The organism is Kitasatospora sp. NBC_01250 (assembly GCF_036226465.1).
GTDB lineage: Bacteria > Actinomycetota > Actinomycetes > Streptomycetales > Streptomycetaceae > Kitasatospora.
In genome coordinates, this window is the sequence record NZ_CP108476.1 from 2,879,137 (window position 1) to 2,904,523 (window position 25,387).

The window sequence follows — 25,387 nt, forward strand, 5'->3', positions numbered from 1 at the left end:
ACACTGAGGGGCCAGATCTGACCAGATCTGGCCCCTCGGGCAAGCAGTCGCAGCTCAGTGGCGATGCATTTCAAGCCACCTGACGCATACTCACGCTTCGTCGGCGTGAGCTGGCGTCAGTTCTCGGTTGACTCATGCACCCGTCAGCTCGACCGCGGCGAGGTTCCGCTTTCCGCGACGCAGCACCAGCCAGCGGCCGTGCAGCAGGTCGTCGGTGGTCGGCACCGCGTCCTCGTCCGCGACCTTCGCGTTGTTGAGGTAGGCGCCGCCCTCCTTCAGCGTCCGGCGGGCGGCCGAGCGGCTGGGAGCCAGGCCGACGGCCACCAGCAGATCGGCCATCGGGGCCAGCTCGGTGACGGTGGCCTTGGGCACCTCGGCCAGCGCGGAGGTCAGCGTCGCGGGCTCCAGCTCGGCGAGGTCGCCCTGGCCGAACAGCGCCTTGGAGGCCGCCACCACGCGCTGGTACTGCTCGGCGCCGTGGAGCATGGTGGTCAGCTCCTCGGCCAGGGCGCGCTGGGCGAGCCGGGCGGCCGGGCGCTCGGCGGTCTCCCGCTCCAGCTCCTCGATCTCCTCCTTCGAGCGGAAGCTGAAGATCCGCAGGAAGTTGGAGACGTCGCGGTCGTCCGTGTTGAGCCAGAACTGGTAGAAGGCGTACGGCGTGGTCAGCTCGGGGTCGAGCCAGATCGTGCCGGTCTCCGTCTTGCCGAACTTGGTGCCGTCCGCCTTGACGATCAGCGGGGTGGCCAGCGCGTGCGCGGACTTGCCGTCGGCCTTGCGGATCAGGTCCGTGCCGGCCGTCAGGTTGCCCCACTGGTCGCTGCCGCCGGTCTGCAGGGTGCAGTCGTAGCGGCGGTTCAGCTCCAGGTAGTCCATGCCCTGCAGGATCTGGTAGCTGAACTCGGTGTAGCTGATGCCCGCGTCGGAGTTGAGCCGCCGGGCGACGGCCTCCTTGGCGATCATGTTGTTGACCCGGAAGTACTTGCCGATGTCGCGCAGCAGGTTGATCGCGGACAGGCCCGAGGTCCAGTCCAGGTTGTTGACCATGCGGGCGGCGAACGGACCCTCGAAGTCGAGGAACTTCTCGATCTGGCCGCGCAGCCGGTCCACCCAGGCGGCCACCGTCTCGGGGGCGTTGAGCACCCGCTCGGCCGTCGGCTTGGGATCACCGATCAGGCCCGTCGCACCGCCGACCAGGCCCAGCGGCAGGTTTCCGGCCTGCTGGATCCGGCGCATCGTGAGGATCTGCACCAGGTTGCCGAGGTGCAGGCTCGGCGCGGTCGGGTCGAATCCGCAATAGAAGGTGACCGGGCCGTCCGCGAACGCCTTGCGCAATGCGTCCTCGTCGGTGGACAGGGCGATCAGCCCTCGCCACCGCAGCTCGTCGACGATGTCCGTCACGGTCACGCTTCTCCTTGGTCGGTCCGGGCCGCGGCTGGGGGGCGGTCCGGGAAGGGAATTCCGTCGGGTTCCAGCCTGTCCGAGACTACGCGGTCCGCGCTACGCGGTTTTACCCAGCGGCCTGCGCCGCGGGGTGTGGGCCCGGTAGGGGCTGACGGACGGCTCGCCCTCGATCCAGAAGCGCCAGGGCGTGTCGGCGGCGGTGGAGACCCCGGTGCGCGGGCCGGAGCGGATCAGCGCGGCGGGCGGCGGGGTGCCGGGCAGCAGGCGGAAGACCGGGCCCTCGATCACGTCCTCGCCGTTCTGGGCCCGGTCGACGCCGAGCGCCTGGGCCAACCGGGCCGGGCCCTGGGCGAGGTCGTGGTCGCGGCGGCTGGTGGGCCGGCGGGTGCGGGCCAGCTCCGCTCCCGCCGTCACCTCGCCGGCTCGCAGCAGGACCCCGCCGGGGTGCAGGGCGGGGCCGCAGACCAGGTTGAGGCAGTAGTGCATGCCGTAGGTGAAGTAGACGTAGGCGTGGCCGGGTGGGCCGAACATCACGGCGTTGCGCGCGGTGGGCCCACGGAACGCGTGCGAGGCGGGGTCGTCCGGACCCTGGTAGGCCTCGACCTCGGTCAGCCGCAGCTCGACGGTGCCCGTGGGCAGCGTGCAGCGCAGCCGGCGGCCGAGCAGCTCGGGGGCGACCTCGGTGGAGGGGCGGTCGAAGAAGGCGCGCGGCAGGGCGGCGGGCCCGTCGTCGGGGTGCTCGGCGGAGCTGTCGGTGGCCACGGGTCCGAGCCTAACGGCGGGCGCCGACAGTCGGCCGGGCGGCGGCAGGGGGGCGGCCCGCCCGCCGTCACCCGGCGGCTGAGCGGGGGAAATTCCGTTGTCGGACAAGGTGCTTGGCGGTCACAGTGGTCGGGTCCGCCGGGGTGGCGGACGGGCCTGGGAGGTGTCCGGAATGCGCAACACGTTGGTGCTGAACGCGAGCTACGAGCCGCTGTCGACGGTGTCCCTGCAGCGTGCAGTGGTGCTGGTGCTCCAGGACAAGGCCGTGGTCGAGCAGGTTCATCCCCTGCGTGCGATGCGTGCCGCCGGGCTCTCGGTACCGGTGCCCCGGGTGATCAGACTGCGGCGGTACGTCAGAGTGCCGTTCCGACAACGGGCCCCGTGGTCGCGGCGGGGCGTGCTGGTGCGGGACCAGCACCTGTGCGCCTACTGCGGGCGCCGGGCGACCACGGTGGACCACGTCCTGCCCAAGTCGCGCGGGGGCGCCGACAGCTGGCTGAACACCGTGGCGGCGTGCGCCACCGACAACCAGCGCAAGGCCGACCGGACTCCGGAGCAGGCCGGGATGGCGCTGCTGCGGCGCCCGTTCGAGCCGACCCCGGAGGCCACCCTGCTGCTGGCGCTGGGCCTGCGGGCCGGTGAGGCCGGCGAGTTGGCTCCCTGGCTGCCGCGCGCCGCCCAGCCGGGCGGGGCCCAGCCGGTCGCGGTCGCCGTGGGCTGAGGCGACGACCGCGCGGGCCCACCGGACCGGGGGGCACGGACGTCCGGTGGACCGGCCTGCTCAGGGGACAGGCCGGCCCACCGGATCACCACCGGGCTCGCGCGCGATCAGCCCTTGGCCTGGAAGGCCGTGGCCACACCGAAGTTGGCCGAGTGGCCGGGGACGGCGACGACCCGGTCGGCGCCCATCAGCACCCGGCCCGAGGTGAGCAGCGAGCCGGTGGCGGGCGGGAAGCCGCCGCCGACGCTCTCCTGACCGGTGGTCAGGGTGATGCGGCTCAGGTGGGCCGGCTGGTCGGTGCGCTCGTCGGCGGCCAGCACCAGGGTGCCGTTGTCCAGGCCGACGGCCCGGACGGTGCCCTTCTCGCTGGCCGGGGTGCGCCACAGCTGCTTGCCGTTGGTGACGTCGAAGGCGACCGCCGAGGTCGGGCCGCCGGCGGCGCCGACCAGCGTGGTGACCATGCTGTGGTCCTGGAAGAAGACGCCGGGCAGCGCGTCGAAGGTGCCGCGGGTGACGTCCAGCCGGCCGCCGCCGGGGTCGCTGACCGGGATGGTGGCGGCCTGGTCGCCGTTGGCGTTCCAGGTGAGCACCTTGTCGTCGGTCGGCTGGTCCCCGGTGGTCAGCATCACGGCCGGCTCGGCGGAGAGCACGGTGGCGGTCCTGGGCTGGGTGGGCAGGCCCTTGGCCCAGAGCGTCTTGCCGTCGGCGGTGCCCAGCGCGACCACCTGGTCGCCCGGGTTGCTGTCGACGCAGCTGCTGTGCAGCAGGACGGTGGCACCGGAGGCGCTGCCGGACAGCGTGCAGAACTTGCCCTGGCCGCCGTACTGCCAGGCGTCCTTGCCGTCGGCGGAGCCCCAGGCGATGGCCTTGTCGTCGCCGACCGCGACCACCTTGTCGTCGGTGACCGCGACCTGGGCCGCGTAGGGGTTGTGGTCGGAGAGCTGCTTGGTCCAGGCGGTCTTGCCGGCCTTGGTGTCCACGGCGGCGAGCTGGGTGCAGGGGCTCTTCGGATCGGCCTGGGCGTGGAAGAGCACGGCGCCGATCCCGGAGGGGTTGACGGTGGGCGACATGCCGCAGGGGGTGGCACCGGCCGCGGGGGCGTCCAGGTTCCAGGTGGGCTTGCCGGTGGCCGGATCGTAGGCGTGCACGCCGCTGCCGTCCGCGCGGACCAGCGCGTCGGCCAGCAGCCAGCTGCCGATCAGGGTGTCGTCGGCGCCTGCCTGCGGTGCGCCGGCGGGCTGGGCGGACCAGATCTTGTTGTGCGCGACGGCGAAGCCGGGGTCGCTGGAGGGGGCCGCGGTGTTGTCGTGGTGCGTGCTGCCGCCGCTGGTGGCGACCACGCCGGCGGTCACCAGGACGCCGAGGGCGGCGACGCCGGCGGCGACCCGGATCAGCAGCGTCCGGTGGCCGGGGGCGCCCTCGGTGTTGAGCACGGAACCGAGCGCGCCCTGCGCGGCGCCGCGCACGCGGCCGATCAGCGAGCCGTCGGTGGCGGCCGCAGCACTGCCGCCGCCACGGCGGGAGCGGGACGGCTTCGCGGGGGGCGCCTCGGGATCGACGGGCGCCTCGGGGTCGGCGGCGGATCCGGGGGTGTCGGGCGACTCGACGGCGGAGAACTCCGCGGTGGTGGTCACCGCGCTCTCCTCCGTGCCGGGCCCGGCGGCGAACTGGTCGGCGTAGAGCGGCGGCTCGCTCGGCCGGCCGAACTCCTCGCCCGCCTGGTAGTGCTGCTGCTCGGGGATGCCCTGGTAGGCCTCGGGCCACTCCCAGGGCTGCCCGTCGCCGGCGTACTGCTCTCCGGCGTACTGCTCGCCGGGGTGCTGGGCGTTGGGGTACTCGCCGGGGGCGTACGGGTCGGCGGCGTACTGCTCGCCCGCGTACTGCTCCCCCGGGTAGGGCTGCGCCGTCCCGTAGGGCTGCTGCTCGTTCGGGTACCAGCCCTGCTGCTGCCCGTAGGCGGCGGGATCAGGCCCGCTGCTGTCCTGGGGGTACCCCCGGTCGGCGGCTGGGGGGAAGTCCTGAGCCATGCGTTCCGTCCGTCCCGACTGCGTACAACGACGGACAGCATCTCACGCCGCCCACCCGTACCGACCGTTCGGCTGGCAACAGGGCCCGCTGCAACGGTCGGTACGGTCGGCGAACGTGTCGGTACGGTGAATGAACCCGTCAGCTCTGCTGGTTGAACGCCGCATCGATCCTGGCCGCCAGTCGGAGGTCCAGGTCGGTCACGCCGCCCGCACTGTGGGTGCTGAGGGCGAAGGTGAGGGTGCGCCAGCGGATGTCGATGTCCGGGTGGTGGTTCATCTCCTCGGCCGCCTCGGCCACCGCCACCACCACGCGGATCGCGGACGGGAAGTCGGCAGCGTCGGCGGTGCGGGTGATCGCCGCGCCCTGTCGCTGCCAGCCCGGCAGTGCGGCCAGGCCCGCGGTGATCTCGTCCTCGGTCAGCAGGGGGCTGTTGGTCATCGCGTCACTCCGGTCCGTCGCTCCAGGTCAGGCGGGCCACAGTGATGCTAGTGGCTGACCCCGCGTCGGTCCGGGAGCCGGCGCCCGGGCGCGAGCGGCGTCATGCCAGCAGGAGCTTGGTGACCGCGGCCAGGCCCACCACCACGATCAGCGTGCGCAGCGCGACCGGCGGCAGCCGGCGGCCGACCTTGGCGCCCACCAAGCCGCCGAGCGCCGAGCCGACCGCGATCAGCAGCGCCGCCAGCCAGTCCATGGAGGCGGTGAACATGAAGAAGACCGCCGCGACCGCGTTGACGATCAGCGCCAGCACGTTCTTGACCGCGTTCATCCGCTGCAGGTCGTCGCGGAGCAGCATGCCCATCAGCGCGAGCATCAGCACGCCCTGCGCGGCGCCGAAGTAGCCGCCGTAGATGCCGGTCAGGAAGATGCCGGTGACCAGCAGCGGGCTGCCGTCCGGGTCGGCGACCTTGCCACCGCGGGCCGCCACCGCACGGGCCACCCGCGGCTGGATCACCACCAGCACCAGGGCCAGCAGGATCAGCCCCGGGACGATGGCGTTGAAGGCACCCTGGGGCAGCCGGGTCAGCAGCACGGCGCCGACCAGTCCGCCGAGCAGTGCGGCCGTGCCCAGCCGCACCAGGCGGCCGCGCTGGTCGGCCAGTTCGCGGCGGTAGCCGATCGCTCCGCTGACCGAACCGGGCACCAGGCCGAGGGTGTTGGAGACGTTGGCGGTGACCGGGGGCAGCCCGACCGCCAGCAGGACCGGGAACGTGATCAGCGTTCCCGATCCCACGATGACGTTGATGGTGCCCGCGCCGGCTCCGGCCGCGAAGACCGCCAGCCCTTCCCAAGGAGTCATGGACTCGTCCTTACTTCTCGCGTGTCCGCCCCCGGTGGGGTGGCGGCGGTCGCGATCATGCCGGACAGCGGGCCGGGTGCCCAGTGGGTTCCAGGATCAGAGACCGGGTTTCCCGGCTCCGGGGAGTCCCGGCCGGTCCTGCCGGGGACTGCCCGGAGCCACGGGCGCTACTCCGGGTCGATCTTCGGGTACTCCCGGGGCGGGGTGACCCGGGGCCGGGCCGCACCGCTCTGGTCGGTGTCCACCGGGCGCGGCCCGCCGCCGCCGGCGACGCCGGGGCGGCTGCCGTTGCCCTCGGGCGCCGCCACCGGCGGCTTGGTCAGGTCCGGGCCCGCGCCCGGTCCGGCGCCCTGGCCGGTGAGGCCGCCGAACGCGCCGCCCAGGCCCTTGAGCGCGTCGCCGACCTCGCTCGGGATGATCCAGAGCTTGTTGGCGTCGCCCTTGGCCAACTCGGGCAGGGTCTGCAGGTACTGGTAGGCGAGCAGCTTCTGGTCGGCGTCGCCGTCGTGGATGGCCTCGAAGACGGTGCGGATCGCGGCGGCCTCACCGTCGGCGCGCAGCACGGCGGCCTGCGCCTCGCCCTCGGCGCTCAGCACCGCGGCCTGCTTCTCACCCTCGGCCCGCAGGATCGCGGCCTGCCGGGCGCCCTCGGCGGTGAGCACCGCCGCGCGCTTGTCCCGCTCGGCACGCATCTGCTTCTCCATCGAGTCCTGGATGGAGGTCGGCGGCTCGATCGCCTTCAGCTCGACCCGGTTGACCCGGATGCCCCACTTGCCGGTGGCCTCGTCCAGCACCCCGCGCAGCCCGGCGTTGATCACCTCACGGGAGGTCAGGGTGGACTCCAGGTCCATCGAGCCGATGATGTTGCGCAGCGTGGTGACGGTGAGCTGCTCGATGGCCTGGATGAAGCTGGCCACCTCGTAGGTCGCCGCCCGGGCGTCGGTCACCTGGTAGTAGATGACGGTGTCGATGTTGACCACCAGGTTGTCCTGGGTGATCACCGGCTGCGGCGGGAACGGCACGACCTGCTCGCGCAGGTCGATCCGGTTGCGGATGGTGTCGATGAACGGCACCACGATGTTGAGGCCGGCGTTGAGGGTGCGGGTGTAGCGGCCGAAGCGCTCCACGATCGCCGCGCTCGCCTGCGGGATCACCTGAATCGTCCGGATCAGTGCGATGAACGCCACCACCACCAGAACGATCAGCACGATCAGGACGGGTTCCACAGTGTCTCCCCTGGACATCTACGACGGGCAACTCGGACGACTGGCAGGCCGGGAGGGCCGCTAGTCGACCAGGGCGGTCGCGCCCTGGATTTCCACGACATCCACCTGCTGGCCCGGCTCGTACACGTGGTCGGGGTGCAGCGCCCGTGCCGACCAGATCTCGCCGTTGAGCTTGATCCGGCCGCCGTGCTCGTCCACCCGCTCCTGCACCACGGCCCGTGCGCCGGCCAGCGCCTCGATCCCCATCCGGACCCGCGGGCTCCGGTCGAGCTTGCGATAGGCGATCGGCCGCACCACGGTCAGCATCGCGACCGAGACGACGATGAAGGTCAGGAACTGCCAGACCACCCCGGCCCCCACCCCGGCGGCGATCGCGGCGCCGGCGGCGCCGACCGCGAACAGGCCGAATTCCGGCAGCGCGGTGATCGCCAGCGGTATGCCAAGACCGACGGCGAGCACGAGCCACCACACCCAGCTGTCCACAGGGCCATCCTAGGGAGGAAACGATGTCCGGTGGGTGGGTTCCCGCAGGTGGACGGAGGGAAACCGATCAGCCGGGGCCGCCGGGCCCGCGCCTGGTCAACGGAGCGGGCCGGCACGGTGGTTCGGCCCGGCGGCGGGCAGCCCGGTGCGGCCGGCGCCGGTTCGGCGGCGGGCTGGCCCGGGGCGGGGTCCGCGGGCTGTGTCCGCGGGCGGGGTCAGCCGAGCGGCAGGCCCTGCGCGGACCAGCGGTCGCCGTGACGCTCCAGGGTGAGCGGCAGCCCGAAGCAGAGCGAGAGGTTGCGGGCCGTCAGCTCGGTGTCGATCGGGCCCGCGGTCAGCACCTTGCCCTGACGGATCATCAGGACGTGGGTGAAGCCGGGCGCGATCTCCTCGACGTGGTGGGTGACCACGGCCATGGCCGGCGCGTAGGGGTCCTGGGCGAGCGCGCCCAGGCGGCGGACCAGGTCCTCGCGACCGCCCAGGTCCAGGCCGGCGGCCGGCTCGTCGAGCAGCAGCAGCTCGGGGTCGGTCATCAGGCCGCGGGCGATCAGGGTGCGCTTGCGCTCGCCCTCGGAGAGGGTGCCGAAGCTGCGCTGCTCGTAGCCGCCCATGCCGAGCCGGTCGAGCAGCAGCAGCGCGCGCGACTCGTCCACCTTGTCGTAGGTCTCCTGCCAGGTGGCGGTCATGCCGTAGGCGGCGGTGAGCACCGTCTGCAGCACGGTCTGCTCGCGCGGGATGCGGTCCAGCAGCGAGGCGCCGGCCAGGCCGATCCGCTGGCGCAGCTCGAAGACGTCGACCGAGCCGAGCTTCTCCCCCAGCACCGCGACGGTGCCGCTGGTGGGGTGCAGGTAACTGGACGCGACCTGGAGCAGGGTGGTCTTGCCGGCGCCGTTGGGGCCCAGGATCACCCAGCGCTCCCCCTCGGCGACCGACCAGGAGACCTGGCTGATCAGCGCACGTCCATCCCGGACCACGGAAACGTCCACCAGCTCCAGCACGTCGCTCATGCCTAACGCCTTCCCCAATACAGATTTTCGGCCGTCCGGGGTCCTACGCGGCGGGGTGCGGCGCGGCGGGGTCCTCGGGGTGCGGTCCACTCGTGTCGACAAGTCGGTGCGGGCGGGCAGCCTACTCCGCCGACCGGGTAGGCGGGAGGGAGCGCCGCCACTCGCACGGCAGCGCGGTTACTCGCACAGCACAGGGCCAACCTACGCCACGCGGGTGGCCGGGTTGTCCGTAGGCTGGCGGGATGCCGCTGACTCCTGCCGAAAACCCGTTCGCCGACCCGTCCGCCGGCCTGTTCGCCGAGGCGCGCTCCGCGCGGCTGACCGCGTGGGGCAACTCGCTGCTGGCCGGCTTCGCCCCGCCCGACCACGTGGTGGAGGAGGTCGTCGGCAAGGACGAGAGACACCGCGTGATCGGCCTGCCCGGCGACGTCGAGGGCGAGCAGCACGCGCTCAGCTGGGCGCTGGGCCGGCTGCGGGTGCTCGGGGTGACCGGATTGCGCCTGGCGCTGCCCGCCGAGGGGCATCCGCTCGGGCTGACCGGGCCGGCCCCCTTCAACGCCGCGGCGCTCGCGGTGGGCGAGGCGGTGCTGGCGGTCGGCGTGCCGCTGGGGCTGGTCCCGGAGATCGAGGTGTACGGGCCGCCCGGCGACCAGGCGGTGACCGTGCTGTGGCGCTGCCACGAGGTGCGCCCGGCGCCGCCCGCCGACGTCCCCTCGCTGCACGAGGCCGAGCGGGAGCTGGTGGAGGGGCTGCGCGAGGCGACCGTGCTGCTCTCCCGGCTGGACGTGGCCGGGGCCGGGCCGGAGGCGCTGCGCGCGCTGGAGCAGTACCGGCGCCGCGGGCACAGCAAGCTGCTGGCCCCCGGCTACCCGCCGCGCGCGGTGCGGGTGCTGGAGTCGGCGCGGCAGGTCTCGGCGCTGCTGTCGATCGCGGCCGGCGGCCACGGCGCGGCGGTCAGCGCCGCCGAGATGACGGCGCGGGCGGCGGTGCTGGCGCCGCTGCGGCGGATCGCGCGGCGGGCACAGGTGGCGGCGTACAACGCGCTGGTGGACGAGCGGGAGGACTGAGGGGCTCCGGTCGGGGGCGTGTTCGGGGGCGTTCAGCCCTCGCCGTGGCGGACCGCCCAGAGGGCGGCCTGGGTGCGGTCGGCCAGGTCCAGCTTCATCAGGATGTTGGAGACGTGCGTCTTGACCGTCTTCTCCGACAGGCTGAGGCTGCGGGCGATCTCCCGGTTGGAGCGGCCGTCCGCGAGGTGGCCGAGCACCTCGCGCTCGCGCTCCGTCAGGGTCCCGCCCCGGCCCTGCGGAGCGCGCGGGGCGTCGTCGGCCAGCAGCGCGCCGGCCAACTCGGGCTGGAGCAGCACGTGTCCGGCGTGCACCGAGCGGATCGCCCCGGCCAGCGCCTCCGGGTCGACGTCCTTGTACACGTACCCGGCCGCGCCCGCGCGCAGCGCCGGGACCACGGTGCGGTGCTCGGTGAAGCTGGTGACGATCAGCACCCGGGCCGGATTGCCCTCCGCCTTCAGGCGCTTGAGCGCCTCCAGCCCGTCCACCCCCGGCATCTTGAGGTCCATCAGGACCACGTTCGGGGCCAGCTCCTGGGCCTTCGTCACGCCTTCGGCGCCGTCGGCCGCCTCGCCGACCACCTCGATGTCGTCCTGCACCTCCAGGAATGTGCGCAGCCCGCGGCGGACCACCTGGTGGTCGTCGACCAGCAGGACGCGGATCGGCGCGTGGGTCTCAGGCACCGGGAACCTCCAGTTCGATGACCGTGCCCCGGCCGGCGGCCGAGGTGAGGGTGAGCCGGCCGCCGACGCTCTGCGCGCGGTCGCGCATCGAGACCAGCCCGAGGTGCCGGCCGGCCCGGTGGACCGCGTCCGGGTCGAAGCCGCGTCCGTCGTCGGTGATCCGCAGGACGGCGCCGCGGCCGGCGGTGCCGCGCAGCGTGACCGTGACCTTGGTCGCGTCGGCGTGCCGCAGCGCGTTGTGCAGCGCCTCCTGGGCGATCCGCAGCACCGCCGCCTCCTGGGCCGGCGGCAGCGTGCGCACCCCGCCGTCGTCGGTGAACTCGACGCCGGCGGTGTGCGCGCGGTCCAGCACCTGCACCTGGGAGGCGAGGGTGGCCACCAGACCGTCCTCGTCGAGCGCGGCCGGGCGCAGCTCGACCACCACGGCCCGCAGCTCGTCCGCGGCCTCGGCGGCCAGCCGGGCCACCTCGGTCAGCTCGGCCCTGGCCCGCTCGGGGTCGCGGTCCAGCAGCTTGGCGGCGGCCTTGGCGGTCAGCCGCAGGCTGAACAGCTTCTGCGAGACCGCGTCGTGCAGGTCGTGCGCGATCCGGGCCCGCTCGCCGGCCAGCGTCAGCTCGCGGCTGCGTTCGTAGAGCCGGGCGTTGGCCAGCGCTATCGAGGCGTGCGCGGCCAGGATCCGCAGCAGCCGCTCGTCGTGGACGGTGAAGCCGCCCTCCTTGTTGGCCAGGAAGATCGCGCCGAGGATCTCCTCGCCGTCCAGGATCGGCATCCCGAGGAAGTCCGTCAGCTCCGGGTGCGCGCTGGGCCAGCCGCCGAACGCCGGTGCCTTGCGGACATCGGCCAGCCGGGTGGGCCCCCTCTCGTGCAGCATGGTGGCGAGCACCCCGTGCTGGCGCGGCAGCGGCCCGATCGCCTTCCACTGCTCGTCGGTCACCCCGTCCACCACGAACTGGGCGAAGCCGCCGTGGTCGTCCGGCACCCCGAGCGCGGCGTACCGGGCGCCGAGCAGCGAGCGCGCGGAAGCGGTGATGCGGCGCAGCACCTCGCGCACTTCGAGGTGCGCGCTCATCGCGAGCACCGCGTCGCTCACCGCTTCGAGGCCGTCCAGGCACGCGTCGTCCAGGCACGGGTCGTCGAGCGGGTGCTCGCACGGTGGCTGGTGCTTGATCCCCATGCGGCCACCGTACCGCCGGGGTGCGGGAGCGGGCGTGGGGCGGTGGGCGGGGCGCGGGTGGGACGGGGGGCGTAGGGCGTGCGGCGGAGGTGGTGCCGCAGCCGGGGGCGCGGGCTCAGCCGGCGTCGGGGGGCAGGGTGTCGGCCAGGCGCTCCTCGGCGAGGGCTTCGGCGGTGCGGCTGAGGGCGTGCAGGAGGGTGGCGAGCAGGGCGTGGGCCTGGGACTCGATGCGCAGGTTGCCCTGGGCGCGGCCGAGGGCGAGGGCGTGGCGGGCGGCGGCGAGGGCCGCGTTGTGGCGGCCGAGGGCGTGCAGCACCTCGGCGCGGGTGTGGGCGGCGAGCGGGAGCTTGGGGTCCTCGGGGCGGGCGGTGAGGATGCGGACGGCCTCGTCGGCGTGTGGCAGGGCGAGCTCGGGGGTGCCGGCGATCACCAGGGCGTTGGCGAGGTTGTTGAGGGCCTGGGCGAGCAGCCGGTCGTCGGTCAGCTCGCGGGCGCGGTCCACGATGTCGGTCATCAGCGGGATCGCGCTGGCCTGCCGGCCGGCCCGGACCAGGCCGTTGGCCAGCCGGGTGCGGCACTGGTGGCGCAGCACCGGGTCGCCCAGTTCGTCGGCGAGGGCGATGGCCTGGTCGAGGTGGTCGGAGGCGGCGCGGAACTCGCGTTGGTCGATGAGGACCACGGCGAGGTCGGCGTGCATCCGCACCAGGGCGGCGGGGTCGGCGCAGGCGCGGGCCGCGCGCAGGCCGGCCTCGGCGGTGCTGCGCCACTCGGGGCGGCCGTGGTTGGCGTTGTAGTACAGCACCCCGGCCTGGTGGGCGAGTTGCCAGGCGGCGGCGGAGCGCTCGTAGTGCTCGGCGCAGAGCACCACGCCGCGCACCGCGCGCTCCTCGCGGCGGAACCAGTCGACGGCCTGGCCCGGGGTGGCCAGCGGCGGCAGGCTGGCGGTGGACGGCGAGGTGATGGTGGACGGCGAGGCGACGGCGGACGCGGCGGAGCCGGCGGGTGCGGGGGTGCCGGCGGACATGGCGGTGCCGGCGGCTGCGGGGGTGCCGGTGGGCAGCACGCTGTGGGTGTTCAGGCCCGCGCAGGCGGCGGCGGTCGCGGCGAGGTAGTGGTCGATCATCCGGTCCATCGCCGCCAGCCGCTCGTCACAGGTGAGTTCGGCGGCCAGCTGGGCACCGTAGAGGCGCACCAGGTCGTGCCGGGCGAACAGGCCGGGCGCGGTCTCCTCGATCAGGTGGGCGGCGTCGAGCTGGGCGAGCACGCCGCGGACCTCGACCGGCGGCACGTCGGCGAGCACGGCGGCGGTGTGCGCGTCTATCACCGCGCCCGGGTGCAGGCCGAGCAGGGTGAACAGCTGCACCGCCGCGGCCGGCAGCGCCCGGCAGGTGAGGTTGAGGGTGGCCGCCACGCCCAGCGAGCCGCGGCCCGCGCAGGAGAGCGAGGCGAGTCTGGCCTGCTCGTCGGAGATCTCCGTCACCAGGTCGCGCAGCGCCCAGCCCGGGCGGGTGGCCAGCCGGGCGGCGGCCAGGCGCAGCGCCAGCGGCAGCCGGTCGCAGCGCTCGGCCAGTTCGGCGGCGGCCTGCGGTTCGGCGGCGACCCGGGCCGGGTCCAGCACCCGGGCCAGCAGTTCCAGGGCCTCGGCCGGGGTCAGCACGTCCAGCGAGAGCGGGGCGGCGCCCTCCTGGACGAGCAGGTCGCCGAGCCGGCTGCGGCTGGTGATGACGGTGACCGGACCGCCGTCGGGCGCGGCGTCGTCGGCGGGCGGGTCGGGCAGCAGCGGGGAGAGCTGCTCGTAGGAGCGCGCGTTGTCGAGCACGACCAGCAGCCGCCGGCCGGAGAGGAGTGCGCGGTACCGCCGGGAGCGGTCCTCCAGCGTGCTGGGCATCGCGCTCTCGGCGACCCCGAGCGCGGCCAGGAAGCAGGCCAGCACCTCGGCCGCCTCGCGCGGTTCGGTCTCGTCGAAGCCGCGCAGGTCGGCGTAGAGCTGGCCGTCGGGGAAGCGGTGGGCGACCCGGTGCGCCCAGTGCTGGACCAGGCTGGTCTTGCCGACCCCGGCCGGCCCGGTGACCAGGATCGGACGGTTCTCGCGCCCGGCGGCGATCGCACCGTCGAGGTGGTCGAGCTCGCCGGTCCGGCCGACGAAGCGCCGGTTGGCGCGCGGCAGTTGGGCGGGCGTCAGGTGCCGGGGCGGGGCGACCGCGGCCCTCGCCCCGGACGGCGTCGCGGTGCGCGGGGAGCTGGCGTCGTCGGCGTAGGCGACGGCCCCGCCGGGGACCGGCGACGGCGTGCGGGCGAGGCGGTCGCGGGCGGCGCGCAGCGCCGGGCCCGGGGCGGCCGGCAGCTGGGCCGCCACCCGGTCGTACCACTCCAGCGCCTCCGCGCCGCGCCCGGCCTGATCGAGGCAGGCCAGCAGGTGCACGGCCAGCTGCTCATGGGTGGGGTGGGCCGGCACGGCCTCGGTGAGCTCGGCGATGAGCTCGGCGCCGCGGCCGCGCCGGCGCAGCCCGTCGGCCAGCCGGTCCAGGGCGCGCAGGCGCAGGTCGGTCAGCCGGGGCGCGGTCCGCTCGCGCAGCAGGGCGGAGCCGCAATCGGTCAGGGCCGGGCCGCGCCACAGGTCGAGGGCCGCGCGCAGCAGGGGCAGCGCGGGGTCGGGCTCGCTCCCGGCGGGCGGGGCGGCGGCGACCGGGTCGGCGGCGGCGCGGGCGGCAGCGCGGGCGGCAGCGGGCGCGGCCGGGTCGGGCAGCAACAGGCCGGCCTCGCGGCACAGGCGCTCGAAGCGCAGCGCGTCCACCTGGTCCGGGTCACCGGCCAGCAGGTAGCCGGCGCCCCGGGTGGCCAGCTCCAGGCGGCCGTCCAGCAGCCGCCGCAGCTCGGCGATGTGGCCCTGCAGCGCGGCCCGGGCGGTCGGCGGCGGGCTGCCGTCCCAGACCAGCTCGATCAGCTGCTCGGTGGGCGTCAGGCGGCCGAGCCGGACGGCGAGGGCGGCGAGCAGCGCGCGGCGTTTGGGCGCCGAGGGCGTGGCCGCGGCCCCGTCGTCGTACCGGACGGCGACCGCGCCGAGCAGATCGATCCGCATCCACGCCCCTAGTTCACGCCTGACAGCTCATACCTGGCAGTTCACGTCCGACTTGTCGCCCCGCCCCCGTGGTCGGGCCGGTGGGGCCCGATTCCGTCAGAGGATAAGACGTGTCGGGCCGCTGATCCGGTCGCCGGGGGCGGCAATCTTATCCACGCTTCCCCGGGCCCGGGCAGGCGTCCTGGTCAGTCGAACGGCGTGGCTAGACTGCAGTCCAAGAATCGAGCCCGACGGCTTCGGGGTGGGCGACTGTGGGGGACGCATGGGCATCCGGCTCCTCGGTCCGGTAGAGCTGCGGAAGACCCGCGGCGGCGTGCTCGTACCGCTCTCCGGCTCCCAGCGGCGCGCGGTGCTCGCCCTGCTGGCGCTGCGCCTGGGGCGGGTCGTGGCGGTGGACCACTTCTTCGAGCTGCTCTGGGGCGAGGAGCCGCCGGCCCGCGCCCGGGCCGCGCTGCAGGGGCACATCGCCGCGCTGCGCAAGGTGCTCGCCGACACCACGTTCACGCTGCACACCCGGGCGCCGGGCTATCTGCTCATCGGGCCGGCCGAGCTGGTGGACGTGCTGCGCTTCGAGGCGCTCGCGGCAGCGGCCCGGGAGCGCGCGGCGGGCGGCGGTGGGCAGGCGGTGGCGGCCGGAGGGTCAGGGCTCGGGCAGGCAGGGCTCGGCCAGGCGGCGGACCGGCCGGGAGACGACGGCCGGGCCGCGGACGCCGAGGCGATCGGGCTGCTGGAACAGGCGCTGGGCCTGTGGACCGGGGCCGCGCTGGCCGACCTGCCCGACACCGAGCTGCGCCGGGCCATGGTCGGACAGCTGGACGAGGCGCGGACCAGGGTGCTGATCAACTGGGCCGAGCTGCGGCTGCGCCGGGGCACCGGGGCGGCCGCGGTGCCGGCCCTGGAGCAGAGCGTGCGGGCCGACGGGCTGCGGGAGTCGGTGGTGGCCCTGCTGATCCGCTGCCTGCACCAGGCCGGGCGGCCCTCCGACGCACTGACGGCCTACCAGCACGCCCGCGAGCTGCTCGACAGCGAGCTCGGCATGCTGCCGGGCGCGGAGCTGCAGGCGGCGTTCGCGCAGGTGCTCGCCGAGGAGAACGCGGGGCTCGGGGAGGTCCGCTACCCGGGCGCCGGGTACGGGGGCGTCGCGTACGGCGCCGTCGAGCACCCGGGCGGCGAGTACCCGGGCGGCAGACCGGAGGACGCCGGGGACGGCGAGGGGGACGCGGCCGAGCACGGGCTGCTGGTTCCGATGCTGCCGGGGAGCGCGCTGACCCCGGTGCTCCCGGCAGTGGAGGCCCTCACCGAGGAGGCCGACCCGGAGCCCGACTCCGTCGAGCCGCCGGCGCCCCGCCAGCTCCCCCGCCAGCCGGCCGGTTTCGTCGGCCGCACGCTGGAGTCGCGCTGGCTGGACCGGGAGTGCGGGCCCGAGCGCACCGGCGACGGCCTGGCGCTGGTGGTCGGCCCCGCCGGGGCGGGCAAGAGCGCCACCGTGATCCGTTGGGCGCACCAGGTCGCCGCGGGCTTCCCGGACGGCCAGCTCTTCGTCGACCTGGGCGGCTTCGATCCGGCCGGACCGGCGGAACCGGCCGAGGTGCTCGGCCGGTTCCTGCTCGCCCTGGGCGTCGCGGAGTCCGCCGTGCCCGAGGACCTGCCCGGCCGCGTCGCGCTCTACCGCGCCCGCACCGGCACCCGCGCGCTGCTGGTCGTGCTGGACAACGCGCGCAGCGCCGAACACGTCACCGACCTGCTGCCCAGCGGGCCCGACTGCGCCGCCGTGGTCACCAGCCGCAACACGCTGGAGGACCTGGTGGTCACCGAAGGCGCCGCGCTGCTGCGGCTGGAGGCGCTGCCCGGGGGCGACGCGCTGCGGCTGCTCGAACGCGGGCTGACCCCCGGGCGGGTGCACACCGAGGTGGCCGCGGCCGAGCAGCTGATCGAGCTCTGCGACCACCTGCCGCTGGCACTGCGGATCGCGGCCTCCCGGCTGGCCGCCCGGCCGGACTGGACGATTGCCGACCTGGTGGCCGAACTGGCCGACGAGCGCACCCGGTTGCTCACCCTGGACACCCAGGGGGCGGTCAGCATCCGCACCGCCCTGACGTTGACCTACCGCCACCTCTCCGCCGAGGCGGCCCGGTTGCTCACCGTGCTGGCCGCGCACCCGGGCTGCGAGGTGGACACCTTCGCCGGGGCCGCGCTGCTCGGCACCGACCCGGCCACCGCCCGCGGCGCGCTCGGCGAGCTGGCCGCCTACCACCTGCTCACCGAGAGCACCCCGGGCCGCTACAGCCGGCACGACCTGATCCGGCTGTTCGGCGTGGAGCTGTTCGCCGAGCAGCCCGCCGAGGTGCGACGGCTCAGCTCCGAGCGGCTGCTGGACTACTACGTTGCGGCGTCCCTGCGCTGCGGCGACCACCTGGAGCCGAGCCTCGGCCCCTTCGGGGAGCGGTCCCACCCGCCCGCGGCGCTGCCGCGGCCAGCGGACGCCCGCACCGCGCTGGACTGGTTCCGGGCCGAGGAGCCGACGATCCGCGCCCTGGTCACCGCGGGCGTCGCGGCCGACCCGGAGCGGGCCTGGCGGCTGAGCCTGGCGGCGAGCCCGCTGTACTACGGCGCCAGCCGGCTGACCGACTGGCTGAGCTGCCTGCGCGCCGGGCAGCGGGCCGCCGAGCAGTGCGGCTCCACGGCGGCTGCCGCGCTGCTCTGCAGCACCATGGCCAACGCCCTGATCGGCGTCGAACGTCCGCAGGAGGCCCTCGAGCTGGCGCAGCGGGCGGTGGCCGGGACGACGCCGGCGGACGGCTTCGCGCACACCCGCTCGCAGGTCACCCTGGCGCTGATCAGCGCGGCCCTCGGCGACCCGGCCGAGGCCGTGCGGCTGTCGGCCGCGGCCGTCGAGCTGACCAAGGCGAGCTGCTCGCCCACCCAGCTCTCCTTCGTGCTCGGCTACGCCGCCGCGATCAACCTGATGACCGGCGAGGCCGAGGCGGCGCTGCGCGAGTCCCGCGAGTCGCAGCGGCTGCTGGCCGGCCACCCGGGCGCCACCATCCACGCCTGGGCGATGCTGACCGAGGCACAGGCCCTGCAGGCGCTGGGCGCCACCGAGGATTCCGAGCGGGTCTGGTCACGACTGCTGACCACCTGCCAGGAGGCGGGCTTCCTGCACCTGCACGCCATCTCCGAACAGTCGTACGCCACCTTCCTGTTGGCCCTGGGCCGGGAGCGGGAGGCGGCCGAGCACCTGCGTGCGGCCGTCCGGCTCTACCGGCTGCACGGCCATCTGGCGGGGGCCGTCACCGACCTGCTCGCGGTGGTCGAGCAGTCGCTGATCTGCCGGCCGGGCAGCCGGTCGCTGCCCTAGCCAGGGCCTGTCGCCGAACAGAAGGGGGTTTGACGACAGGGCCTGGCAGCGACTGGAGCCCTGCTGAGCGAGCCGGTCGGGCGCCGGCGCGTCAGGCCGCGGCGCCCGCCTTGCCGGTGGCCTTGGCGGCGGACTTGCTCCGGCCGGTCGGCAGCACGGACGGGGCGTACTCGCTCTGCGCCGCCAGCACCGGGCGCAGCGCCCGGATCGCGTAGAAGTTGCGGGACTTGACCGTGCCCGGCGGCACGCCGAGGCGTTCGGCCGCCTCCAGCACCGAGCGGTCCTTGAGGTGCAGCTCGACCAGCACGTCGCGGTGGTGCGGCTGCAGCCGCTCCAGCACCTGCGCGATGTCCCGGGAAGCGAGCACCTGTTCGTAGGGGTCCTCGGCGAGCGGCCGGTCCTCCAGCATCTCGCCGGCCACCTCCTGGGCGCGGGCGGCGGCCATCCGGAAGTGGTCGATGGCGATCCGGCGGGCCACCGTGAACAGCCAGGGCCGGCTGTGCTCGGGACCGCGGGAGATCGCCTCCGGGTGCTGCCAGGCACGCAGCAGGGTCTCCTGCAGGATGTCCTCGGCCTTGCCGCGGTCACCGTTGGTCACCCGCAGCAGGGCGCGCAGCAGGTAACCGCCGTGCAGGCGGTACAGCTCGGCGAGCGTCTCCTGGTCGAGGGTGGGGCGCACGGCGGCCGGGGCGGCCGACGAGTCGGCGGGCGGCAGGGCGGCGGGCACGACGGGCGGGGCGACGGGCTTAGTGGACACGCACTACCTCTTGGGTCCGGCGGGGTCTCGAAGCAGGCCGGGCGGGGCCTGGGCGAGGCCGGGCGGGGGTCCCCCGGCCTCGCCAGAAGTACGTTGCCGGGGAGCGCCAAGGATGCACCAACGAGCCACCAACGTCGGCGCCAATGCGGGGGCGCGGCGACCTTGGCCGTTACATTGGCGCACCTTGGCGGCCGCCTGGGCGGCCACGTCGGCGGGGTGTCTGCGGGGGCGCCGGCAGGGCGTACGTGCAGGTGGACGACGGTTCAGGCCCGGTTGAGCGCCCTGATCAGGTGCTGCACGCCGTCCTCCCCGCGCCGTTCGATCAGTACCGCGACCCAGCGGCTCAGCGCGCCCCGGTCCGCCGCCGACCAGCCCGGCGCGGACGGGTGCTCGTCCACCACCAGCACCGTCGCCAGGCGCAGCAGGTCGGGCCGCGGGGTCGGGCAGGCCCGCTCACCGGGCCGGCCGAGCTGGGTGATCCGCTGCGCGGTGGCGATCACCTCGGCCGCCGGGGCCTCGGGCACCGGCAGCGCGGGCTGCCCCGGCAGGCTCTCCTGCGGCCGGGAGACCAAGGACGCGATGAGCTGACGCGGTCTCGATGACGACCCGTCTCCGGACATCAGCACCTCCCCCTGTCCCGCGGCGGGACGTCCGCCCGCTGCCGGGCCCGACCTGTCGACCTGTCATGGCACCCGGGCTCGCGTGCCATCCAAGAGGGACGGTACCGGGTGGTAGCCCGGTTCAGCAGGCGTATATCGGCGGGCAGGATGAACCGGGGCGGACCGAAAAGCCGTTCTCCCTGACTGGACGGGGGTCATGGGGGCGAGCCGGAAAGCGGGAGGACACATGACGGTTCTTTCGGGCGGTGCCCCGGGTGTGACGGGTGGGTCGGGCTGGGCGGGCTGGGCTGCTGGGACTGTCGGGGGCGGCGGGACGGTGGCCGGGGCGGGCCCGGTGGCGGCGATCCTGCGGCTGGGGCCGGAGGCCGGCAGGGCGGACGCACCCGACTACACCCCAGCGCGCTGGCCCGAGGCCGTGGTGGTGGTCGCCCGGACGCCGCTGGACCCGCTCGGCACGGTGCTGATCCCGCCGAACGTCCGGGCGGTGCTGACCCGCGGGCCGGGGGCGGAGCCGGCGGCTTCTCCGCTGCCGGTGCAGCTGCCGGTGGCTGGTCCGCTGCCGGTGGTCGGGCCGCCACCGGTCCAGGCGTCCGCGCCGCCGGCGTTCGGCGCGGCCGTGCCCGCGGTGGGCGGCCCCGCCGAGCCCCCGAACCGGCTCATTCCGCGCCCGGACCTCTCGCTCGGGCGCGCCGCCGCCCACGAGTTGAGCCCCGAGCGGCTGCTGCGGCGCGCGGCGGCCCGCGGCCCGCGCGCCCTGCGGCGGCCGTTCGCGGGCGGCGGACAGGAGGAGCAGCGGCGCCTGCTGGAGAGCATCCGCACCCCGTTGCACGGCTGCCACCGGATCGCGGTGCTCGGCCACCCGGCCGGCACCGGGCAGACCGCCGTCACCCTGACCCTCGGCACGCTGCTGGCCGCCAACCGCCCGGACCGGGTGATCGCCCTCGATCTCGCCGGAGCAGGTTCGGGCGGGCCGGCGAAGAACCTGGGCGCCCGGGTGCGCCGGGAGACCACGCGGAGCCTGGGCGACCTGCTCGCGGTACTGCCCTCGCTCAACAGCTACCAGCAGCTGCGCGCCTTCACCTCGCGCGCGGCCAGCGGCCTGGAGGTGCTGGCCGAACTGCCGGGCGCACCGGGGGCCGGCTTCGACGAGTACGGCTACCGGCAGGTGCTGTCGGTGCTGAGCAGCCAGTACCCGGTGATCCTCAGCGACACGGGCACCGCGCCGGAGGGCGTGCGGCGGGCCGCGGTCGAACTCGCCGACCAGCTGGTGATCTGCGCGAGCGCGTCGGTGGCGGGCGCCGACGGCGCGACCGCCACCCTGGACCAGCTGGTCGCCCAGGGCCACGGGGAGCTGGTCCGCACCAGCGTCACGGTGATCTCCACCGTCCCGGCCACCGAGGCCGGCCAGGGCCGACCGCTGCCCGCCCAGGAGCTGGCCGCACACTTCCGCACCCGCTGCGGCGGCGTGGCGGTGATCCCCGCGGACGCCCACCTCGCGGCGGGCGGCGAGGTGGACCCGGCCAGGCTCAAGCCCAGGACCCGCCAGGCCTGCCTGGAGCTGGCCGCCCTGGTGGGCAAGGCGATGGCCCGGCAGCAGCCACCGGCCGCCGGGCCCTGGTAGCAGGGCCAGAAGCCGGATCAGCGGATGAGGGCGAGAACTTCGTCCCGCAGGGCCGCCATGGACCGCTCGTCAGGCGCTTCGACGTTGAGCCGCAGCAGGGGTTCGGTGTTGGAGGGGCGGAGGTTGAACCACCGGCCGTCGCCGAAGTCGACGGTGAGGCCGTCCAGGCGGTCGCTCGTGACCTGGTCGGCCTTCCGGTAGGCGGCCTCGACCTCGTCGAGCGCCCCGGGCACATCGGCGACCTCGGAGTTGATCTCCCCGGAGGCGACGTAGCGGGAGTAGTCCGCGACCAGCTCCGACAGGGGTCGCTCCTGTTCGCCGAGCGCCGCCAGGACGTGCAGGGCGGTGAGCATGCCGGTGTCGGCGCGCCAGAAGTCGCGGAAGTAGTAGTGCCCGGAGTGCTCGCCGCCGAAGACCGCGTCGTGCTCGGCCATCAGGGCTTTCATGAAGGAGTGGCCGACGCGGGAACGGACCGGGGTGCCACCGTGCTCACGGATGATCTCCACGGCCGCGGCGCTGGTGATGACGTTGTGGATGATGGCCGACCCGGGGTCCTTGGCAAGCTCGCGGACGGCGACCAGGCCGACGATCGCCGAGGGCGGGACGGCTTCGCCCTTCTCGTCGATGAAGAAGCACCGGTCGGCATCGCCGTCGAAGGCCAGACCGATGTCCGCGCCGACCTCCGTGACCTTGGCCTGGAGGTCGAGGAGGTTCTTCGGCTCCAGCGGATTGGCCTCGTGGTGGGGGAAGCTGCCGTCGAGTTCGAAGTAGAGCGGCACCAGGTCGATCGGCAGGCCGGCAAACACCGCGGGGACGGTGTGCCCGGCCATGCCGTTCCCGGCGTCGGCTACGACCTTCAGGCGGCGACTGCCGGACAGGTCCACCAGCGAGTTCAGGTGGGCCGCGTACTCGGTGAGCAGCTCGCGCCGGGTGGTGGTGCCGGGCGTCGGTGCAGGGGCGGGGAGGTCGTCGGTCTCCAGCCAGGTGCGGATCTGGGCCAGGCCGGTGTCCTCGCCGATCGGGGCGGCCCCCTTGCGGCAGAGCTTGATGCCGTTGTCGCGGGCCGGATTGTGGCTCGCGGTGATCATCACACCGGGGAGGTCGAGACTGCCGGAGCAGTAGTACAGATAGTCGGTCGAACCGAGTCCGGCGTCGATCACCTCGGCTCCCGCACTGTTGGCCCCGGCCGCGAACGCCTCGGCCAGCGCCGGGGAGGTGGTGCGCATGTCCTGGGCGACCACGATTCGGTCCGCCCCGGTGAGACGGATGAACAACGCACCGACCTTGGTGGCGATCTCGGTGTTCAGCTGCTCGGGGACCTGGCCGCGGATGTCGTACGCCTTCACGAGGCGGGAGTAGTCGGGCATGAGGTGCCTTCCTGGATTGCTGGACCTTAGGAGGAGATTACCGACCGTGGCCGGATCGCCACAGTTCGGAAGGGAAGAGGGTCTACCCGGCCGACCGCCCGTTGACGATCAGCCCGTCAGGCTCGCCATCGGGCAGCACGATGGTGTGGACGGGCAGGTCCGCCAGGGACCGCAGGACCGACGTCACGGCGTCGCCGGGGACCAAGGCGAACAGGCAGCCGCCATGTCCGGATCCGCTGAGCTTGGCGCCGAATGCGCCTGCCGCGACAACCAGTTGAGCGCACGTATCGATCAGATCGGTGGAACAGCGCACCTTGTCCCGCAGGAGGCCGTGGTAAGCGCTGACGAGGCGTCCGGCCTCCCGGAAGTCGACCGCTGAGGCGGTGAGCACGCCGGTCAGCGCGTCGACCAGTAGCGGAGCCTCCCGGGAGTACGCGATCATGCCCGGCTCGCGTGCCTGGAATCGGTCGCGCTTGGCGGCGAGGACAGTCCCGGTGGCGCGGCGCTGCCGGGTGTCGATGAGGATCACAGGAACACCGAGGGTGGCCGCCAGGCGCCGGATACCTGGGACTTCACCGGCATCCACCTGGTTGACGCCACCGTGCGCGCACGCCAGGAAGTCCATCCAGCCCGCCCCCGAACCGAGTTCGCTCACCTCGGCCCGGCGAGCCAGGCGGCAGACGGCGTCCACGTCAAGTGCTGCGCCACTCAGGCCGGCCAGCGCGGCGACCGCCGACAGGGTCAGAGCGGCGCTGGAGGACAGCCCGGCGGAGACGGGGAGGTCGGTGGTCGCGGTGAGGACGGTTCCGGCGATGCGGCCGACTTCGCGCAGGGCGACCCGAGCCGCTGCCTGGAGGTGGTCCAGCTCGTCGCCGTCGTAACGGCGTTCGGCCGCGCGCTGGGCGGGCAGCAGTCGAGTACGGTGCAGCGGTGCACCCGAGGAGAGGGCCAAGGCGTCGCCACCTGGAGCTCGCCATGCGCTCACCCGGGTTCGCAGCGGCACCGCGGCGACCACCGAGGAGCCGCCCGTCATCCAGTCCAACGACTCCCCCGCCAGGCAGAGCCGCCCTGGTGCGGAGGCCGTCACGACCCGGAGTGCCAGGTCGGTCATCGCCGGGTCTCCGGCAGTGGCTGAACACAGGTGCGGCAGGCCGCGGAAGCGGACCAGTCCGCCTGGGCCTGCCGCTCACGCCAGAGAGCCATCAGCGGCCCGCCGAACAACTCGCCGAGGCTCGCGTCGCGCACATTGCCCACGACGTACTGCCGGTGCTGATCCTCAAGCGGCTCGACATTGCAGCACATCTTGACGTCGCCCAGGTAGTTGACGCTGATCGAGGTTGCCGTCATCAGGCACGGGGACCTGCGGGGCTCACCACTCTTCGGCACCACCGCCGTGCCGCCGCGGTCGTTGTAGGTGTCGATCGCCGGCCGGATGACCTCGGTCCTGATCCCGGTGACCGTGTCCGTCCAAGTAGCGGCCAGCCCCTGCCGGACCTCGGAGAACCGCCAGTCGAATTCCGGGCCGTCGAGCCCGGCCAGCTTCAGCCAGCGTCGCAGCGCCTCGTACGTCGGGACCGTGGTTGCACGGTGCGGGTAGCGGGTGACTCTGATGTACTTCACGCCCTCGTCGCGCAGTTGCATCAGCAGGTCGCGCTTGAGCAGGTCGCCGTTCGTGTAGACCGAAGGCTTCGCCCGGGGCACCTCGGTCCGGACCCGGACGACTTCGCGCAGCAGCCTCGGATTGGCCAAAGGCTCGTTGTAGTTGTGGAACGCGAAGTATCCGTCGAAGCCGACGGCTCCGAGTTCGGCGGTGACCTTCGCGAACAGGCCCCAGTCCATCAGCTCTTGGTGCTTGCGCCAGACGGTCTGCCCCGTCGGGCACCAGGAGCACGAGCGGTTGCACAGCCGCGAAGTCTCGATCTCCGCATACCGCACACCCGCCAGCGGTCGGTCCGGCGGTGGGACCACCGGAAGGTGCGGGCGCACTGTCGGGATGACGGCACCGGCCAGGAAGAGCGGCTCAGCCATGGCGAGTCCTTACTCGAAGTCACGTGACGTGGTTGGCGGTTGCCCCGGCACGGGTCCGGTGGTTCAGGCCGCGACCCCCGGTTCTCCATCCATCGGGCGGCCCAGCAGGATCCGGGACCAGACCGTCTTCCGGCCCTGCCGCAGCTGCCGCACCACGCCGAAGTCCTCCGAGAGCAAGCGCACCAGCAGCAGGCCCCGACCCCTCTCCCCCAGCGCCGCCGAACGCTCCCTGGGCCACAGATCGGCACGCCCGTCGACCACCTCGAGACGGCAATCGCCACGGATCTCCTGCAGCCGGACCACCACCACGGCGCCGGGCGGGCTCGCGTGTTCCACCGCGTTCGCCACCAGCTCCGAACAGACCGTCAGCACGTCGTCCACCCGCTCACCGGTCCAGCCCCACTCCGCGAGGACTTCCCGCACCTGACGGCGGGCCAGGCCGGCCGAGCGCGGATCTGCCGCCAGCTCCAGCTGGCACCGCCGCAGCACCGCTCTACTGATGATGTCCACAGTCCAGTCCCTTCGCCGATGGCCAAGGCGTAGCCCGGGCGCGGCGGTCATGTGGTGAACCAGATCCCCGGTCGCCGACTTGGGCGCAGCACGGCCAGGGCACGGGCAAAGTCACTGACAGCTAGTCAGTGACTGCTCTGTGTCGTCACGTTGAGTGTGGCGGGCATGCACAGAAAATTGCAACTCAAACGGTGAACCAAA

At 74.1% G+C, this 25,387-nt stretch carries 21 protein-coding genes; 4 read left to right on the top strand and 17 right to left on the bottom strand.

The window, feature by feature from the left end; genetic code table 11:
- Window positions 1-132: 132 nt before the first annotated feature.
- Window positions 133-1,398: a tyrosine--tRNA ligase gene (tyrS, locus tag OG500_RS11665; protein ID WP_327066484.1), complete on the bottom strand. Its 1,266-nt coding sequence runs from the start codon at window positions 1,396-1,398 to the stop codon at window positions 133-135.
- 99 nt (window positions 1,399-1,497) lie between these two features.
- The gene (locus OG500_RS11670) at window positions 1,498-2,163 is read right to left on the bottom strand and encodes a DNA-3-methyladenine glycosylase (RefSeq protein WP_442907024.1); all 666 of its coding nucleotides are present in this window, start codon (window positions 2,161-2,163) and stop codon (window positions 1,498-1,500) included.
- A 172-nt stretch (window positions 2,164-2,335) separates the two neighbouring features.
- Here OG500_RS11670 and OG500_RS11675 point away from each other — a divergent pair, with 172 nt between their 5' ends.
- On the top strand, window positions 2,336-2,884 hold the full coding sequence (locus tag OG500_RS11675; RefSeq protein ID WP_329579468.1) for an HNH endonuclease: 549 nt from the start codon (window positions 2,336-2,338) through the stop codon (window positions 2,882-2,884).
- A 107-nt stretch (window positions 2,885-2,991) separates the two neighbouring features.
- Here the strand turns inward: OG500_RS11675 and OG500_RS11680 are convergent, their stop codons facing one another.
- The 6 genes from OG500_RS11680 to OG500_RS11705 all read right to left on the bottom strand — a co-directional run bounded on the left by OG500_RS11680 (window position 2,992) and on the right by OG500_RS11705 (window position 8,925).
- Window positions 2,992-4,911 carry an outer membrane protein assembly factor BamB family protein gene (locus OG500_RS11680; protein ID WP_329579471.1) on the bottom strand — a complete coding sequence of 640 codons (1,920 nt, stop codon included), beginning with the start codon at window positions 4,909-4,911 and terminating at the stop codon, window positions 2,992-2,994.
- A 139-nt stretch (window positions 4,912-5,050) separates the two neighbouring features.
- On the bottom strand, window positions 5,051-5,350 hold the full coding sequence (locus OG500_RS11685; RefSeq protein ID WP_327066487.1) for a 4a-hydroxytetrahydrobiopterin dehydratase: 300 nt from the start codon (window positions 5,348-5,350) through the stop codon (window positions 5,051-5,053).
- Between the two features lie 100 nt (window positions 5,351-5,450).
- The gene (locus OG500_RS11690; RefSeq protein ID WP_327066488.1) at window positions 5,451-6,209 is read right to left on the bottom strand and encodes a sulfite exporter TauE/SafE family protein; all 759 of its coding nucleotides are present in this window, start codon (window positions 6,207-6,209) and stop codon (window positions 5,451-5,453) included.
- A 167-nt stretch (window positions 6,210-6,376) separates the two neighbouring features.
- Window positions 6,377-7,435, bottom strand: a complete 1,059-nt coding sequence (locus OG500_RS11695; protein WP_327066489.1) for an SPFH domain-containing protein — start codon at window positions 7,433-7,435, stop codon at window positions 6,377-6,379.
- 60 nt (window positions 7,436-7,495) lie between these two features.
- Entirely contained in the window at window positions 7,496-7,918 is a 423-nt protein-coding gene (locus tag OG500_RS11700) for an NfeD family protein (RefSeq protein WP_327066490.1), read from the bottom strand.
- 215 nt (window positions 7,919-8,133) lie between these two features.
- The gene (locus tag OG500_RS11705) at window positions 8,134-8,925 is read right to left on the bottom strand and encodes an ABC transporter ATP-binding protein (RefSeq protein ID WP_327066491.1); all 792 of its coding nucleotides are present in this window, start codon (window positions 8,923-8,925) and stop codon (window positions 8,134-8,136) included.
- Between the two features lie 290 nt (window positions 8,926-9,215).
- Between OG500_RS11705 and OG500_RS11710 the strand changes: the two genes are divergently transcribed.
- The gene (locus OG500_RS11710) at window positions 9,216-9,992 is read left to right on the top strand and encodes a hypothetical protein (protein WP_327071519.1); all 777 of its coding nucleotides are present in this window, start codon (window positions 9,216-9,218) and stop codon (window positions 9,990-9,992) included.
- Window positions 9,993-10,024: 32 nt separating this feature from the next.
- Here the strand turns inward: OG500_RS11710 and OG500_RS11715 are convergent, their stop codons facing one another.
- The 3 genes from OG500_RS11715 to OG500_RS11725 form a co-directional block, all read right to left on the bottom strand.
- Window positions 10,025-10,672, bottom strand: coding sequence for a response regulator transcription factor (locus OG500_RS11715; RefSeq protein ID WP_327066492.1), 648 nt, complete (start codon window positions 10,670-10,672; stop codon window positions 10,025-10,027).
- Window positions 10,665-11,741: a GAF domain-containing sensor histidine kinase gene (locus tag OG500_RS11720; RefSeq protein ID WP_327071520.1), complete on the bottom strand. Its 1,077-nt coding sequence runs from the start codon at window positions 11,739-11,741 to the stop codon at window positions 10,665-10,667. Before OG500_RS11720 ends, OG500_RS11715 begins: the two co-directional genes overlap by 8 nt.
- 220 nt (window positions 11,742-11,961) lie before the next feature.
- Entirely contained in the window at window positions 11,962-14,925 is a 2,964-nt protein-coding gene (locus OG500_RS11725) for an AfsR/SARP family transcriptional regulator (protein ID WP_329579477.1), read from the bottom strand.
- 262 nt (window positions 14,926-15,187) lie between these two features.
- Between OG500_RS11725 and OG500_RS11730 the strand changes: the two genes are divergently transcribed.
- Window positions 15,188-18,283 carry an AfsR/SARP family transcriptional regulator gene (locus OG500_RS11730; RefSeq protein WP_329579480.1) on the top strand — a complete coding sequence of 1,032 codons (3,096 nt, stop codon included), beginning with the start codon at window positions 15,188-15,190 and terminating at the stop codon, window positions 18,281-18,283.
- A gap of 91 nt (window positions 18,284-18,374) precedes the next feature.
- Here the strand turns inward: OG500_RS11730 and OG500_RS11735 are convergent, their stop codons facing one another.
- A complete protein-coding gene (locus OG500_RS11735; RefSeq protein WP_329579482.1) occupies window positions 18,375-19,040 on the bottom strand; it encodes a sigma-70 family RNA polymerase sigma factor in 666 nt (221 codons plus the stop codon).
- 263 nt (window positions 19,041-19,303) lie between these two features.
- On the bottom strand, window positions 19,304-19,612 hold the full coding sequence (locus tag OG500_RS11740) for a hypothetical protein (RefSeq protein ID WP_327066496.1): 309 nt from the start codon (window positions 19,610-19,612) through the stop codon (window positions 19,304-19,306).
- A 274-nt stretch (window positions 19,613-19,886) separates the two neighbouring features.
- On the opposite strand from OG500_RS11740, the gene OG500_RS11745 reads away from it, so the two are divergent.
- On the top strand, window positions 19,887-21,281 hold the full coding sequence (locus tag OG500_RS11745) for a MinD/ParA family ATP-binding protein (RefSeq protein ID WP_329579487.1): 1,395 nt from the start codon (window positions 19,887-19,889) through the stop codon (window positions 21,279-21,281).
- Window positions 21,282-21,298: 17 nt separating this feature from the next.
- Here the strand turns inward: OG500_RS11745 and OG500_RS11750 are convergent, their stop codons facing one another.
- The 4 genes from OG500_RS11750 to OG500_RS11765 all read right to left on the bottom strand — a co-directional run bounded on the left by OG500_RS11750 (window position 21,299) and on the right by OG500_RS11765 (window position 25,237).
- A complete protein-coding gene (locus OG500_RS11750; protein WP_329579490.1) occupies window positions 21,299-22,648 on the bottom strand; it encodes a phosphomannomutase/phosphoglucomutase in 1,350 nt (449 codons plus the stop codon).
- Between the two features lie 82 nt (window positions 22,649-22,730).
- Window positions 22,731-23,663 carry a mevalonate kinase family protein gene (locus OG500_RS11755; RefSeq protein WP_329579493.1) on the bottom strand — a complete coding sequence of 311 codons (933 nt, stop codon included), beginning with the start codon at window positions 23,661-23,663 and terminating at the stop codon, window positions 22,731-22,733.
- A 92-nt stretch (window positions 23,664-23,755) separates the two neighbouring features.
- A complete protein-coding gene (locus OG500_RS11760; RefSeq protein WP_329579495.1) occupies window positions 23,756-24,676 on the bottom strand; it encodes a radical SAM/SPASM domain-containing protein in 921 nt (306 codons plus the stop codon).
- Between the two features lie 63 nt (window positions 24,677-24,739).
- On the bottom strand, window positions 24,740-25,237 hold the full coding sequence (locus OG500_RS11765) for an ATP-binding protein (protein WP_329579497.1): 498 nt from the start codon (window positions 25,235-25,237) through the stop codon (window positions 24,740-24,742).
- Window positions 25,238-25,387 lie beyond the last annotated feature (150 nt).